The following is a 13,276-nucleotide window of genomic DNA, read 5'->3' as shown; positions in this document are numbered from 1 at the left end:
GCACCGGCAAAGGCGCCCAGGCTGGCACCTGCCGCCGCAAAATCCAGTCCCCAGGGCAGAAACAGGCTGGCAAACAAAATCATGGTCACAACCCTGAATATCTGCTCCACAATCTGGGAAACAGCCGTCGGCGTCATGCGTTGCCAGCCCTGCAGATAGCCGCGGGAGCTGGCCAAAAGCGTAACGAAGAAAATGGCCGGCGCCAGCGCCACCACGGACCAATAGGCCCTGGCATCGCGGATAAAGTGCCAGTCAATCAGCCACTGGGCCCCAAAATAGGTCAGGGCAGTAAAAATCAGTCCCGTCACGAGCATCAGGGACATGGAAATCCGGAAAATCCGCTTCGCGCCAAAAATATCCTTTAACGCCACGCGTTCCGCCGTAATAATGGAAATGGCCACCGGTACGCCTGCCGTAGAAACACTGAGGGCGAAAAAATAAATAGGAAACGCCATCTGATACAGGCCGATACCCTCGCCGCCCAGAATTCTGGAAACAAAAATCCAGTTCAGGGAACCGATAACCTTTACAACTACACCAGCAACCGTCAGAATCAGCGTGCCCTTCAAAAAGGACTCCGCCTTGCTGGATTTTTTCTCATTAACTTCTCTTGCCTGTTCTTTTTCCTGCATACCGGGAAACACTCACCGCCTTTTCAGTCAGATTCGCCGTTGTTGCAAATCCTTCCCAATCTAGCTATAATTAAGGAAGGGCTGAAAGCACAGCCTCTCCATTTTACACTACAACAGAGAAATTATAACACCTTATACCAAACTCTGCAAGCAGACTATTTAATTGAGAGGAGGCAGGAGAGTACGGCTTTTCCCAAAAGACGTCACTCCCTACACATGAGCGTAAATTTACTGGACTTCAACATTTCTGTCGGCAGGCGCAAGCCCCGCACCATTCCCGGCATGCCCAATCAAAGCACCTGTCCCTTCTGTGATGTCAAAGGCCTGACCGGCATACTGGCCACGGAGGGAAGCATGATTCTTCTGAAAAACAAGTACAATGTCATGGTGCCATCTGACCAGCTGGTGCTGATTGAGACGGATGAGTGCGACAGCGATATACCTGACTACACCCATGACCACATGCACAGGCTCATGCGTTTTGCCCTGCGCCACTGGCTCACCATGACCAACTCCGGTGACTACAAGGCAGTTGTGCTGTTCAAGAACTTCGGCCCCCTCTCCGGCGGCACCATCCGCCATCCTCACATGCAGATTGTCGGCTTTCCCGAAATACGTCCGGAGCTGATGTATGACCCGAAGGAGTTTGACGGCATATCCGTGTCCACCAAAAACGGCGTCGAGGTCAACATCGCCACCCAGCCCCACGTAGGCTTTACCGAAATCAACATCAACCTCCTGCCCGAAGCCTATTCCGACAAGGTCAGCTTCGCCGAGGGCACCGAGCAGTCACCTGCTCCCCTGCCCCTGACCCCGGCCATTCACACCATGGCCGACTACATCCAGGGCAGTGTGGCCTTTCTGAAGGAAATACACCAGCGCGAGAGCTTCAGCTATAATATCTTCTTTTACATCTACCGGGGACGCGTCCATGTGCGCCTGATGCCCCGCTATCCTACCTCGCCGCTGTTCATCGGCTACAACATCCACCTCAGCCCTACCAACAGGGAACAGACAGCTGCCGCCCTGCGGGAAAAGCTGCTCTCCTATTAAACTTCCCAGCCGTACTTTTGACTGAAAATTGATATGTTATATCTAAAAAAGGGACTGCCTCACTCCTGCGATGTATCATGAAGCAGACGGTGACGGCATGTATCATAGCAGTCATTTATATGAGCCTCGCTTCTTAATGAATTCGAGCCACAAGGCGATGAATGAATTCAGCAGCCTGAGGCTCATGCTCATAGCGAGAGCGTGCCTGTCTATGATGCTGCCGTCACCGAAAAGCTAATAAACACCGCATGCGGCAGTCCCTGTTTTTATTTGTCACATTTTCAAGTAAGCAATCCGCTTATCAGGATAAAGAAGAGCATTACCGGCAGTACATACTGCAGGTACGGCTTCCAGCGTCGGGAAATTTTCATGCCGTCGCCGATATTGGCCTCGGCCAGATAATTGTCAAAGCCCCAGCCAAACCTGCTGACGCAGAACAGCAGATAAATCAGGGAGCCGCCCGGCAGAAGCAGATTGCTCACGATGAAGTCCTCACTGTCGAGAATCCCCCTGTCTCCCAGCAGCGTCACATGGCTCCACTCGTTAAAGCCCAGCACGCACGGCAGGCTGCCCACTAAAATCAGCAGGCCGTTAAAAATAACCGCCTTCCTGCGGCTCCAGCCAAAGGTATCAATGAACAGGGCGATAATGTTCTCAAATACCGCCAGCACCGTGGACAGGCTGGCAAAGGTCATGAACAGGAAGAACAGGCTTCCCCACAGGCCGCCGCCGGCCATGTTGATAAATACATTTGGCAGGGTAACAAAAATCAGGGACGGCCCCGCATCAGGGCGCAGGCCAAAGGCAAAGCAGGCCGGAAAAATAATCGTGCCCGCCATGATTGCCACAAAGGTATCCAGAGCGCATATCCTGATGGATTCACCGGCCAGACCGTGTTCCTTGGACATGTAACTGCCAAAAATCTCCATGGAGGCAATACCCAGGGAAAGGGTAAAAAATGCCTGATTCATGGCGGCCGTTATCATATTGCCAAAGCCCACATGCTCTACAATCCCCCAGTTGGGCATCAGAAAGAATTCCATGCCTTCGAGGGCTCTTTCCAAGGTCAGGGAATGTACCGCCAGCACCACAATCAGCACCAGCAATGCCCCCATCATGACCTTTGTCACCCGCTCCAGTCCTTTCTGCAGGCCAAAGCTGCACACAAAGAACCCCAGGACAATGGTCAGTACCGTCCAGAAAGCCATTTCCAGAGGGCTGGCCAGCAGCCTGTCAAAGACCGCCCCCACGTCCCCGACGGACATGCCGGCAGAAAACTCACCCCGCAGGAACTTGAAAAAATAGGTCATCATCCAGCCTGACACGGTGGTATAGTACAGCATCAGGATGATATTGCCTGCCAGGGCCGCCCAGCCATGCAGCTGCCAGCACCTGCTCCGCGGCTTCAGCATCCGGTAGGCGCTCACCGCGCTTTTTCTCGTATGCCGCCCCACGGCCAGCTCCATGGTCAGCACCGGCAGACCCATAATCAAAAGAAACAGCAGATAAAACAAAACAAAGAAACCGCCGCCATTCTCACCGGCCACATAAGGAAACCGCCACACATTGCCGATGCCAATAGCACACCCCGCACTGACCAGAATAAAGCCAATCCGGGAATTAAAGGATTCACGCGCCATCTAAAACTTTCCTCCCATATAATATCATTCACGAATCAATATTGTAATATAAAACATGTTCACATGCAAATGAAAATTAACAAATAAGCAGGCAATCGGCATATCCGCAACGCGATAAAGCCGTGCGCGGGCGGGCAAAAAAATAGCCGGGGAATATCCCCGGCACAAAGCATGAAAATATTATTTTAGGCGGTGCGAACAATAACCGACACTCCATCGGGAATTACTGTCACACTGGCGTTATTGCCCTTTATCTCAAAAGCACGCTGCAGGGCCTCCTGGAAGGTAGCCGCATGCTCCATGTGCATTTCCTTGATCATTTCAGGACTGCACATGTCAGTTACCATGATTACGGTAAATTTATCAAGAATTCTTGCCAGAATCTGCATTTCCCACTGGTCAGGGATGGTCTCATTCCTCGGCACCTTGGCAATCCGCTCCAGAAGCGCACGCGGGCTGGCCGCATCCCGAAGGTTTTCGTAAAAGGACTGGCCGCCATGGCCGTCGTTGCAGGCGGAAACCATGATGATAACGCCGCCTTCCCTGCAGTTGGCCTCGGCTGCAGTCATGCCCTTTACGGACTGATAGATGTTCTGGTCCAGCGGATAACCGCCATTGGTGGTCACCACGATATCGGAAGGATTTGCCTTCACCTCGGCCATCTTCAGCACGAATTCACAGCCTGTCACATGGGCCTGCTCGCTGTCACCGGCAAAGGCGCCGATGACCTTCTTTTCCGCATCAATGACCACGTTCAGGATAAAGGCCAGCTTTGCCTGCTGGGCGGCATAGAGCATATCGCGATGAATAGGATTGTTCTTCAGGATGCCCGTCCTGGCATAAGGGCTGGCGATGAACTCACTGCAGTGATTTGCCATGACGGTGGTCGCAGAGGCGATACCCGGCAGAATGCTCTTCCTGCCGCCGGAAAAGCCCGCAAAGAAGTGGGACTCGATGAAGCCCTCGGCAATCAGCAGGTCAGTATCGATGGCAAGGCGGTTCAGCTTCAGCGCACCGCCGGACGGCAGTTTCCCAAGGTCAGCCATACCGGCATCATCACGGGAGTCATGCACGACAATCTTTTCCTCTGCCACAATCTTCTCGCCGTACTTCTGCACCAATTCCTCATGGGTAGTAGCCCGATGAAAGCCTGTGGCAATCAGGATGGTAATATCAATCTCAGGGTTGGCCTCCCTGATTCTCCTCAGCAGGATAGGCATGGTCACATGGCTCGGCACCGGCCTGGTGTGGTCGCTGGAAATGATAACCATGGATTTCTTGCCCTTTACCAGCTCTTCAAGGGACTGGCTGCCAATAGGGTTGTCCAGCGCGCGCTCCACGATCTCCTGCTCCGAGCCCTCCATGCGGCAGCCTGCCGGGTCAGACTCCAGCACGCCCTGAAAATTCTCGTCCGGAATCTCAATATTCATCCGAATTTTGTTATAAGGAATTTGCAGTTCCATAAAAGACACTTCCCCTCTCTATTTACCTCAAATATCCCGACTTCCCCTTAATTGTGAATTATTTAATATTGATTATACAGTAAATACAATCATTTGGCAATATGTTTTTCGCAAATTCATCAAACAAATTTCCCGCAGATTTGCGTGACAAAATTACGTTTGTACGATATAATACAAGTATGTTCCGTACAGAACGCGAAAAAACAAAAGGAGTGATTTCATGCATATTCCTGAAAACTATCTCAGTCCAAGCACCTGCGCAGTGCTGACCGCGGCCATGGCGCCGGTCTGGTACATGTCTGTGCAGAAGGTCAGGCAGGAGCTGCCTCCGGAAAAACTGCCTTTTCTCGGCGTTGCCGCGGCATTCTCCTTTCTTGCCATGATGTTCAATATACCTTTGCCCGGCGGCACCACCGGCCACGCCGTAGGCGGCACGCTGATTGCCCTGCTGTTCGGCCCCTATGCCGCCTGCCTGTCCGTCAGCGTGGCACTAATCGTACAGGCGGTGTTCTTCGGTGACGGGGGCATTCTTGCCATCGGCGCCAACTGCTTCAACATGGCATTCCTGCTGCCTTTCACCGGCTACTATGCCTATCAGGCCCTTCGCCGGGTGCTTTCCTCCGATGGAACTGCCCCGGTCTGCGCCGCTGTGGCAGGCTATGTGGGCATTAACGCCGCCTCCCTGGCCGCCGCCATCGAGTTTGGCATTCAGCCGATGCTGTTCACCAACGAGCTGGGACAGGCCCTGTACTGCCCTTACCCGCTCTCCATTTCCATCCCGGCCATGATGGCAGGGCATCTCACCATCTTCGGTCTGGCCGAGGCGGTGTTCACAGGAGCCATGCTGGCCTACCTCACCAGAACTGCACCGGCCTTTTCCAGCATGTCCGGCAGGTATGCTGACAAAAAAATCGGCGCCTCCGTCGCCGCCCTGCTGGCCCTCATCGTCCTCTGCCCATTGGGGCTGATTGCCGAGGGCACCGCCTGGGGCGAATGGGGAGCTGAGGAAATGGCTGAGCTGACGGAGACCGGCGCCCCTCTCGGCTATACGCCATCCGGCATGCTGGATGGCTTCAGCCTTGATGTGTGGTTCCCGGACTACGCCATCAGCGGTATGCCTGATGCCTTTGCCTACATTCTTTCGGCCGTTATCGGCACCGCCCTGCTGGTTATCACCTTCAAGCTATGGGGCTCCCTGTCCGCGGCCAAATAGACTGCATGGCCTCTGCACCCTTTATGCCTGTGACCCGCCGTCATCCTCCCACTGCTTCACCCCAAAAAACAACAAGCGGGGGATAACTTCATGCAGCTTCCTGACTGGCTGAAAGAGGAAGAACAATATACGCCTGACAAGGACCGTGACTATTTTATTTCCCGGTCCTTTTTGCGTATCGCCGGACTGCTGGCCCGGTATGACGGCGGGCCGCCGGCGCTTCCTGCAGGGCTGCTGCCCTCCCCTGCCGCCGCCCTGTTGTTTCTTCTCCTGCTGCTCCTGCTGTGCGTCACCAGCCGCCAGCCCTATTTTCTCCACTCCGCGGCGGCCCTGCTGCTGGTTCTCCTTGCCCTGCATGATGGCAGGCTTATCAGGCAGCTGCTTTTTCCCGCCCTGGCCGCCGCATTTTTTTCCCTGCTGGTCCTGCTGCCTGCCATTTACTTTACAGCCAATCCCCTCACCCTGCTGCTGCCTTATAAAACCTTCCTGACCGTCCTGGCCTCCGGCATTTTTGCCCGCCTGTATCCCTGGAATGTGATAACGGCCGCCATCAGCTGGTTCCATGTCCCCCAGTCCGTCATTTTTATTCTGGACACCGCCCTCAGATACATCTACCTGCTGGGCAATCTTTCCCGCGACGCACTGACAGCCCTGAAACTGCGCTCCGTCGGCCACAATCCCCAAAAATCCAGGGCGCTGGCCGGAATCCTGGGCAATCTTTTTCTCAAGTCCCAGGACATGGCGCTGGAAATGCATCAGGCCATGCAGTGCCGCGGCTTTACCGGCACCTATCCCCACAGCCACAGGATGCCCTGGCGGCCTGCGGACATCGCCCTTCTGCTGTTGGCAGGCGGCCTGCTTTTTATCTACCTGAGATTGGAGATGCTCCTATGAAAAACACATCACGCGAAGCGGCAGGCAGCACGCCTGTCATGGAGCTACAGAATATCGGCTTCGGCTACCTGCCGGGACAGCCTGTCCTGCACGACATCAGCCTGAAAATCCACGCCGGTGAGGCCATGCAGCTGACCGGAGCAAACGGCTGTGGCAAAACCACCCTCATCAAGCTGCTGAACGGCATTGTTTTTCCGGACAGGGGAAGCTATCTTTTTCTGGGTGAGCCCCTCACCAAAAGGAAGCTGGCCGACAGCGCCTACGCCAAAAAATTTCACCAGCAGCTCGGCTACGTGTGGCAGAATCCCGATGCCCAGCTGTTCTGCAGCAGCGTAGAGGAAGAAATCGCCTTTGGCCCCGTTCAGATGGGGCTGTCCCCGGTGGAAATCAAAAAAAGGGTCGAGGACACCCTGCAGCTGCTTCAAATCAGCCATCTGAGGCACCGCACCCCCTACACCCTCAGCGGCGGTGAAAAGAAAAAAACCGCCATAGGCGCTATCCTGTCCATGAATCCCCGGATATGGATTCTGGACGAGCCCATGAACGATCTGGATGCCGCCGCCCAGAGCTGGCTGACGGATTTCCTGACCAGCCTGCAGGCCGCAGGCAAAACCATCATCTTTACCTCCCATGAGGAACAGCTTGCCGCCGCCCTCCGGGCCACCAAAAAAGACTTAGCCTGACAGGAAGCTAAGTCTTTTCTTTTGCCATTTATTCTCTTTATTTTCTTTATACTGCTTTATGCCCTTTCGTCACTGTCTGCTATATCCTTTTCAGCGGCACCTGTCCCCAATCAATGTATGCTGACAGCCCTGAATACGCTCATGTCGCCGCGATGGCGGGATTTGGAATACTCAAAGGGCCTTCCGTCACTGAGGAAAGCCACCTGTGCCACCTGCAGCACCGGCAGCAGCCCATCTATCTGCAGGTATTCCTTCTCCTGCTCTGTCGGCATGTCGGCGCTGACGGTACGATGAGCCGACTGAATCTGCAGTTTCAGGGTATTCTCAATATGGTTGTAGATAGAATTCAGCAGCACCTCCTGCTTGATGCCGGGAATCACCTCTATAGGCATCTGGGTGTACTCCACGTTCTCAGGCTTGCCGTCCAGATAGCGGACACGAATAATATCATACACAAAATCATCTGTGGAAATCTTTAGCTTCTCGGCCACCTCATCGCTGGGATGCACTATCTCAAACTTCTTGACATCGGTAGTCACCTGATGCCCCTTGTAGGTATTGCTGAAACCGCCAAACTGGCCGCACATGCCCACATTTTCCACATCCTCCTCCTGCACACCCTTCACAAAGGTGCCGGAGCCACGGCGCTTCACCACCAGCCCCTGCTTTACCAGCTCATCCACGGCACGCTTGACCGTAATGCGGCTGACACCGTAGTGGGCGCACATCTCCTTCTCCAGCGCCAGCTGGCTGCCCGGCTCATATTTGCCGCTGGCAATATCATTATAAATATCCTGCGCTATCTGTTCATACTTATTCATACAAATTACCCCTTATACATACAAGCTATATATTTATCTGTTATCGCTCAACCTTCTTTTGGACATTATAACATAAAACAACATATTTTCATATACATATATCACATTTTTATTAAACAAAAGATATATTATCTAAAATAAAGATATATTTTTTCCTATTCCGCTTACAGAAAAAGCCCGCTTTGGGGGAGCAGGCTTCTCTGCGTGCCGCCGCCCGCCCACCGCGCCGCAAAGGCACAGGGAGCAGGCCACCGCACAGGGTACGAATATAAATTTAAAGAAACTAGAGGGACATTAGCACAGTTGCCTGCACTAACTATCAAAAACCATTGTTCTCGCTGAGGCTCTTGAACCACCAGCCAGATTTTTTAATGGTTTTCTTCTGAGTTGCCAAATCGTCTACAGCAATCAGGCCATAGCGATTCTTGTAGGCATTCATCCAGGACCAGCAGTCAATCGGGGTCCACAGATGATAGCCAAAGCAGTTGGCGCCTTCCTCAATGCCCTTGTGGAGCCATTCCAGATGCTCCCTGATAAACTCAATGCGATAATCGTCGTCGATTACGCCATCGGCATTGCGGAACTTCGCCTCGCCTTCAACGCCCATGCCGTTCTCAGAAATAAACCACGGAATATTGCCGTAGTTGTCACGGACATTGATAGCGATATCATAAATAGCCTTCGGATAAATCTCCCAGCCGCGATGCGGGTTGATACGTGCCTCCGGCCACTCGTAATCCTCAAAATGCTTCTCAGGCAGCCAGCCCAGGGAAGCGTCCAGCTCGCTTTCACGAGCCTTGGCACGGGCAGGGTGGTAATAGTTCACACCCAGATAATCCACCGTGTTGTTCCTGATAATCTCCAGCTCCTCCGGAGCAGACTCCCAGATAACGCCATCATCAGTGAGAATCTTCACCAGCTCGGCAGGGAACTCGCCCTTGACCGCCGGGTCCAGAAAAGCATTGTTCTTGAAAATCTCTGCAAAATGAGCTGCTGCCACATCCTCCGCGCTTTCGGAGCGAGGATAAGCAGGCGTGAGATTGATGACTATGCCGATGCGGCCATCCTCGATGCCGGCCCTGTCACGGTACTCGTGATAAGCCTGCACCGCCCTGGCAGAGGCCAGATTCAGGTTATAAATAATCTGCACGGCAGCTCTGCCATCCACTTTCAGCGGATAATGGAACTTGTAGAGGTAGCCCCCCTCCGGAATAACCATCGGCTCGTTGAAGGTAATCCAGTCCTTTACCCTGTCGCCGAAAAGCTCAAAGCACTTCTTGGCAAAGATAACGAACAGGTCCACCACCTTCTTGGACTCCCAGCCGCCATACTGGTGCAGGAGCTCCACCGGTATATCGAAATGAACGAGATTCATGACAGGACGGATGCCCTGTGCAATAAATTCGTCAATGACTTCATTGTAAAAACGCACTGCGTCAGCATCAGTTTCGCCGGTTTCAAAATCCTTGATAAGACGGGTCCACTGAATAGAAGTGCGGACGGAATTAAGACCGACCTGCTTCATGAGGCCGATATCCTCACGGAAGCTGTTATAGAAATTGGACGCTACATTGGGACCCACCTTGTCAAAGAAGGCATCCGGGTCCGTATCATACCAATAGTCGAAAATGTTGCGGTGCGCCTTCTGGAAGCGCCCTTCGGACTGCGGGCCGGAGGTTGCCGCACCCCACCAAAATTTCTCTGGAAACTTGTACTGCATAAAAAATCCCTCTTCTTTTAAAAACGTTTCTTTTAAAATGGCACGACCGTCCTCTGCCAGCCGTGCCACCCTGTCATACCTGCCCCTTACTTCCGGGACAGCTTTTCATACATATCCACCATAAGGGACGCAATATCCCTTACAGCCAAAGCGGTCATAAAATGATCCTGGGCATGAATCAGCAGAACTGACTTCTCTACCTCCTGACCATCGCACTCAGCGGAAATCAGATCCGTCTGCATCTGGTGCGCCTCGCCGATTTCCTTGCCACCGGCAGCAATCTGCTCGCGGGCCTTGGCGACATCGCCATCCTGGAACAAATCCTTTAATGCATTGATTACCAGAGCGCGGCCATTACCGGAATAGGTAATGATTTCCATGGACTGCTCTACAACCTTCTCGTCCATAAATTATGCTTCCTCCTCATATTCGTCCTTTACCTTGTTGCCGGCAATGACGAACGGCGCGTAAATCGCAATATCAACCAGCAGCCATACTACCTGCAGAAGACCGCCCATCACGGAACCGGTACCGATGGTGCCGCCGAAGAACAGAGGCATGGTCCAAGGCACTACGTACTTGAAGATAGGTACAAGGCCGATGGAAATTGCTATATAACCGATTACAGTATTTACCAATGGAACCAGTACATAAGGAACCAGCAGCAGCGGGTTCAGAACGATTGGCAGACCAAAGGCGATTGGCTCCTGAATATTGAAGAACATTGCAGGGGCACCCAGCTTTGCGACAGCTCTCCAGCTATCCTTCTTGGAGAAGATCAGGATGGCAATAACCAGACCCATGATGTGCATCAGGCCAGCCTCAAAGAAGCCGTTGCTGAAGATGTAGCTGGCGTCACCAGCCTGATTGGCCAGCTGTGCAGGCATGTAAACCATGTTCTGGATAGCTGCCGTAACGTTGTGGCCATGAATACCGAACCACCAGAAGAACCATACAATGCCCTGATAGAGCAGGGAGAAACCAAGGCCCTGGGAGAAGCCCATCAGCGGAGCCTGAATCAGGCTGTAAATCAGGTCATTCAGGCAGGCAGAGCCCATGAACTGGCAGTTGGCAAGGATAGTGGAACATACCGTGAAGAAACCGAGGGTAAAGAATACCGGTACAAGAACCTCGAAGGACTTTGCCACTGCCGGCGGCACAGTCTCAGGCATCTTAATCTTCATCTTCTCGTTATTGGAAAGCTTTACGAACAGCCAGGAAGCGACCGTAGCCACGATGATGGCAGTCAGCACGCCCTTGTTGCCGAAATAGTTCATATCAAAGGCGCCAATCTTGTCGCCGGCCTTGGTAACAATCTGCTGCGGGGTCATGATGATGAAAGCGCCAACAGCAGTCAGGGCAGTGGAGAACTTGTCGCCGCCCCAGATACCGCCCAGGCGGTAAGCAAAAGCGATAACCAGCAGGAAGGAGAAAACACCAAAGCCCACGGTTACTACGTTGTTGCACAGCCCCTGCAGCATCTGCAAGGTTGCCACGAAGCCGGAAGCCTTGTAGGCGTCACCGGTCAGGCCGGTAATGCTGGCACCCAGGTTCATACCATTCTCGCCCAGAACAGTACCCCACGGATCCAGAACTACCCACTCCATAATACCGAAGAAGGAACCAACGATGATGAACGGCAGCAGCATGGAGAAGGAATCTCGCATTGCCAGCAGATACTTATTGCTGGAAACCTTGCCGGCAATAGGCATCATGACCGCCTCAAACTTTTCAATTACAGAAGAACCCATTTTTTCGTTACACCCCTTTAATGTACATGAAAATATAAATGCTTATTTTCCAGCCATCTGCAAAGCCTTGGCCAGAATCTTGTCACCACGGAGAGTACCATAGTCGCGCATATCAACCACGTCAACAGGGCACTTGCCGTCAACAACCTTCTTTACATCCCCCAGCATGTGACGAATCTGAGGCCCCAGCAGAACTACATCTGCACTGTCAGCCTTCTGATCCAGAATCTCTACGGAGAAAGCCTCCACATGGATGTCATCCAGGCCCTGCTTCTTGGCGGCCTCCTGCATTTTGCGGACAACAATGGAAGTAGACATACCTGCGTTGCAAACTAAGTAGATGTTCATGATAAAATTCCCCTCTCTTGACTTTAAAAATACCCTTAAATTTATTGCTTGGAAGTGAACCCTTCGTTTTTGGTTCATTTCCCTTTGACAGTTATTATTATACACATAGGGATATGCAATGTCAAGTAAAAGTTATATCTTTTTATAAAAAAGTATAGATTTTCTTTTAAGTACATGGAGCTTTTAGTGTGCAGTGACATTACTTAATTTGTTATAGAAATCATACAAAAACCCACGGCGGCCAGACATAAAATATGCTCCCTTCCGCCACAGGCCGTATCCTGCCTGTACGCGAAAGAGAGCATATCAAGGGAAATATTATAAGGGTATATGAAAGCACGCTATATAGCGTGCCTGTGGGGCTTGTAGAAAAATGCCGCCAGACAGCCGCAGGCCGTCCCCAGCACCAGAAGCACAGCCATGCTGTGCCAGTAATCAGGCGCCGTCCCCATCAGGAACAGCTCCCGCACATTATTGGAAAGATACGACATGGGAAAAATACTCGCCAGAAGCTGCATCCCCGGCCCCATGGCCTCCGCAGGCCAGGCGTAGCCGGACAAAATAAACGCCGGCACAGGATACATGATGCTGGCCCTGATAAACTGCACCTCCCGGCGGAACAGGGAAGCCGCAAAGGCCGCAAAAAAGACCATGCAGAAGGAATACGCCGCTCCTAAGAGCACCGGCTTCCATAAAGGAGCCTGCAGATGGATATCCAGCCCGAAGCGGATGGCGGCCAGAATAACAAAATAGGACAGCATGGCAAGGCACCAGTAGAACACGGCCTTCGCCATCAGCAATTTCCTGAAGGAAGGCCCCTTTTCCTGCTGCTCATATTCATGCAGGATGGAAGCGCCCACCGCAAAGATAATGCCCTGCTGAAATGCCGCCATAGCAAGGCCGATAAGGAAGAAAAACAGATAGCCCTGGGTCGGGTTGGACAGCACTCTTAGCCCCGCCTCCACCGGCGCAATGCGCCCGGCAAGGGCATTGCGGTCGGCACCCAGTGCCAGCGCCGTCCGCTCCGCTCCCCAGCGGTTGGAAATATCCGCCAGAAT

General features: G+C 52.8%; 13 protein-coding genes. 4 read left to right on the top strand and 9 right to left on the bottom strand.

The genetic code is table 11. The features are described 5' to 3' along the window. The coding region (locus ACI3UA_RS05330; RefSeq protein WP_439723797.1) for an oligosaccharide flippase family protein at positions 1-632 on the bottom strand (632 nt) is incomplete at its 3' end. 216 nt (positions 633-848) lie between these two features. Here ACI3UA_RS05330 and ACI3UA_RS05325 point away from each other — a divergent pair. Further along, entirely contained in the window at positions 849-1,685 is an 837-nt protein-coding gene (locus ACI3UA_RS05325) for a DUF4931 domain-containing protein (protein WP_439723796.1), read from the top strand. A 281-nt stretch (positions 1,686-1,966) separates the two neighbouring features. On the opposite strand, the gene ACI3UA_RS05320 is transcribed toward ACI3UA_RS05325, so the two are convergent. Both ACI3UA_RS05320 and larA read right to left on the bottom strand, forming a co-directional pair. Beyond that, positions 1,967-3,325: a sodium-dependent transporter gene (locus ACI3UA_RS05320; protein WP_439723795.1), complete on the bottom strand. Its 1,359-nt coding sequence runs from the start codon at positions 3,323-3,325 to the stop codon at positions 1,967-1,969. Positions 3,326-3,510: 185 nt separating this feature from the next. Beyond that, on the bottom strand, positions 3,511-4,788 hold the full coding sequence (gene larA / locus ACI3UA_RS05315) for a nickel-dependent lactate racemase (protein ID WP_439723794.1): 1,278 nt from the start codon (positions 4,786-4,788) through the stop codon (positions 3,511-3,513). A 220-nt stretch (positions 4,789-5,008) separates the two neighbouring features. On the opposite strand from larA, the gene cbiM reads away from it, so the two are divergent. The 3 genes from cbiM to ACI3UA_RS05300 all read left to right on the top strand — a co-directional run bounded on the left by cbiM (position 5,009) and on the right by ACI3UA_RS05300 (position 7,578). Next, positions 5,009-6,001, top strand: coding sequence for a cobalt transporter CbiM (gene cbiM, locus ACI3UA_RS05310; protein ID WP_439723793.1), 993 nt, complete (start codon positions 5,009-5,011; stop codon positions 5,999-6,001). Positions 6,002-6,091: 90 nt separating this feature from the next. Beyond that, positions 6,092-6,895 carry an energy-coupling factor transporter transmembrane component T family protein gene (locus ACI3UA_RS05305; protein WP_439723792.1) on the top strand — a complete coding sequence of 268 codons (804 nt, stop codon included), beginning with the start codon at positions 6,092-6,094 and terminating at the stop codon, positions 6,893-6,895. Beyond that, on the top strand, positions 6,892-7,578 hold the full coding sequence (locus ACI3UA_RS05300) for an energy-coupling factor ABC transporter ATP-binding protein (RefSeq protein ID WP_439723791.1): 687 nt from the start codon (positions 6,892-6,894) through the stop codon (positions 7,576-7,578). The genes ACI3UA_RS05305 and ACI3UA_RS05300 overlap by 4 nt, the downstream gene beginning before the upstream one ends. 110 nt (positions 7,579-7,688) lie before the next feature. Here the strand turns inward: ACI3UA_RS05300 and ACI3UA_RS05295 are convergent, their stop codons facing one another. From ACI3UA_RS05295 to ACI3UA_RS05270, 6 genes are all read right to left on the bottom strand, one after another. Then, positions 7,689-8,399: a GntR family transcriptional regulator gene (locus ACI3UA_RS05295; RefSeq protein WP_439723790.1), complete on the bottom strand. Its 711-nt coding sequence runs from the start codon at positions 8,397-8,399 to the stop codon at positions 7,689-7,691. Positions 8,400-8,718: 319 nt separating this feature from the next. After that, positions 8,719-10,119 (bottom strand): glycoside hydrolase family 1 protein, encoded by a 1,401-nt coding sequence (locus ACI3UA_RS05290; RefSeq protein ID WP_439723789.1) that lies wholly within the window; start codon positions 10,117-10,119, stop codon positions 8,719-8,721. Between the two features lie 86 nt (positions 10,120-10,205). Continuing rightward, on the bottom strand, positions 10,206-10,526 hold the full coding sequence (locus ACI3UA_RS05285; RefSeq protein WP_439723788.1) for a PTS lactose/cellobiose transporter subunit IIA: 321 nt from the start codon (positions 10,524-10,526) through the stop codon (positions 10,206-10,208). Positions 10,527-10,529: 3 nt separating this feature from the next. Next, on the bottom strand, positions 10,530-11,870 hold the full coding sequence (locus tag ACI3UA_RS05280; protein ID WP_439723787.1) for a PTS sugar transporter subunit IIC: 1,341 nt from the start codon (positions 11,868-11,870) through the stop codon (positions 10,530-10,532). 42 nt (positions 11,871-11,912) lie between these two features. Then, on the bottom strand, positions 11,913-12,218 hold the full coding sequence (locus tag ACI3UA_RS05275) for a PTS sugar transporter subunit IIB (RefSeq protein ID WP_439723786.1): 306 nt from the start codon (positions 12,216-12,218) through the stop codon (positions 11,913-11,915). Positions 12,219-12,559: 341 nt separating this feature from the next. After that, positions 12,560-13,276 (bottom strand): ABC transporter permease (locus tag ACI3UA_RS05270; protein WP_439723785.1); only part of this gene is annotated, 717 nt, incomplete at its 5' end.

The organism is Anaerovibrio sp. (assembly GCF_051866355.1).
Taxonomy (GTDB): domain Bacteria; phylum Bacillota; class Negativicutes; order Selenomonadales; family Selenomonadaceae; genus Anaerovibrio.
The sequence above is the reverse complement of the archived record's forward strand: the minus strand, read 5'-3'. Positions and strand labels throughout refer to the sequence as shown.

Excerpts from the sequence above, each read along its gene's own strand:
- ACI3UA_RS05295 (WP_439723790.1), bottom strand. The coding sequence starts at position 8,399 with ATGAATAAGTATGAACAGATAGCGCAGGATATTTATAATGATATTGCC.
- cbiM (WP_439723793.1), top strand. The coding sequence starts at position 5,009 with ATGCATATTCCTGAAAACTATCTCAGTCCAAGCACCTGCGCAGTGCTG.
- ACI3UA_RS05280 (WP_439723787.1), bottom strand. The coding sequence starts at position 11,870 with ATGGGTTCTTCTGTAATTGAAAAGTTTGAGGCGGTCATGATGCCTATT.
- ACI3UA_RS05290 (WP_439723789.1), bottom strand. The coding sequence starts at position 10,119 with ATGCAGTACAAGTTTCCAGAGAAATTTTGGTGGGGTGCGGCAACCTCC.
- ACI3UA_RS05285 (WP_439723788.1), bottom strand. The coding sequence starts at position 10,526 with ATGGACGAGAAGGTTGTAGAGCAGTCCATGGAAATCATTACCTATTCC.
- ACI3UA_RS05275 (WP_439723786.1), bottom strand. The coding sequence starts at position 12,218 with ATGAACATCTACTTAGTTTGCAACGCAGGTATGTCTACTTCCATTGTT.
- ACI3UA_RS05300 (WP_439723791.1), top strand. The coding sequence starts at position 6,892 with ATGAAAAACACATCACGCGAAGCGGCAGGCAGCACGCCTGTCATGGAG.
- ACI3UA_RS05325 (WP_439723796.1), top strand. The coding sequence starts at position 849 with ATGAGCGTAAATTTACTGGACTTCAACATTTCTGTCGGCAGGCGCAAG.
- larA (WP_439723794.1), bottom strand. The coding sequence starts at position 4,788 with ATGGAACTGCAAATTCCTTATAACAAAATTCGGATGAATATTGAGATT.
- ACI3UA_RS05320 (WP_439723795.1), bottom strand. The coding sequence starts at position 3,325 with ATGGCGCGTGAATCCTTTAATTCCCGGATTGGCTTTATTCTGGTCAGT.
- ACI3UA_RS05305 (WP_439723792.1), top strand. The coding sequence starts at position 6,092 with ATGCAGCTTCCTGACTGGCTGAAAGAGGAAGAACAATATACGCCTGAC.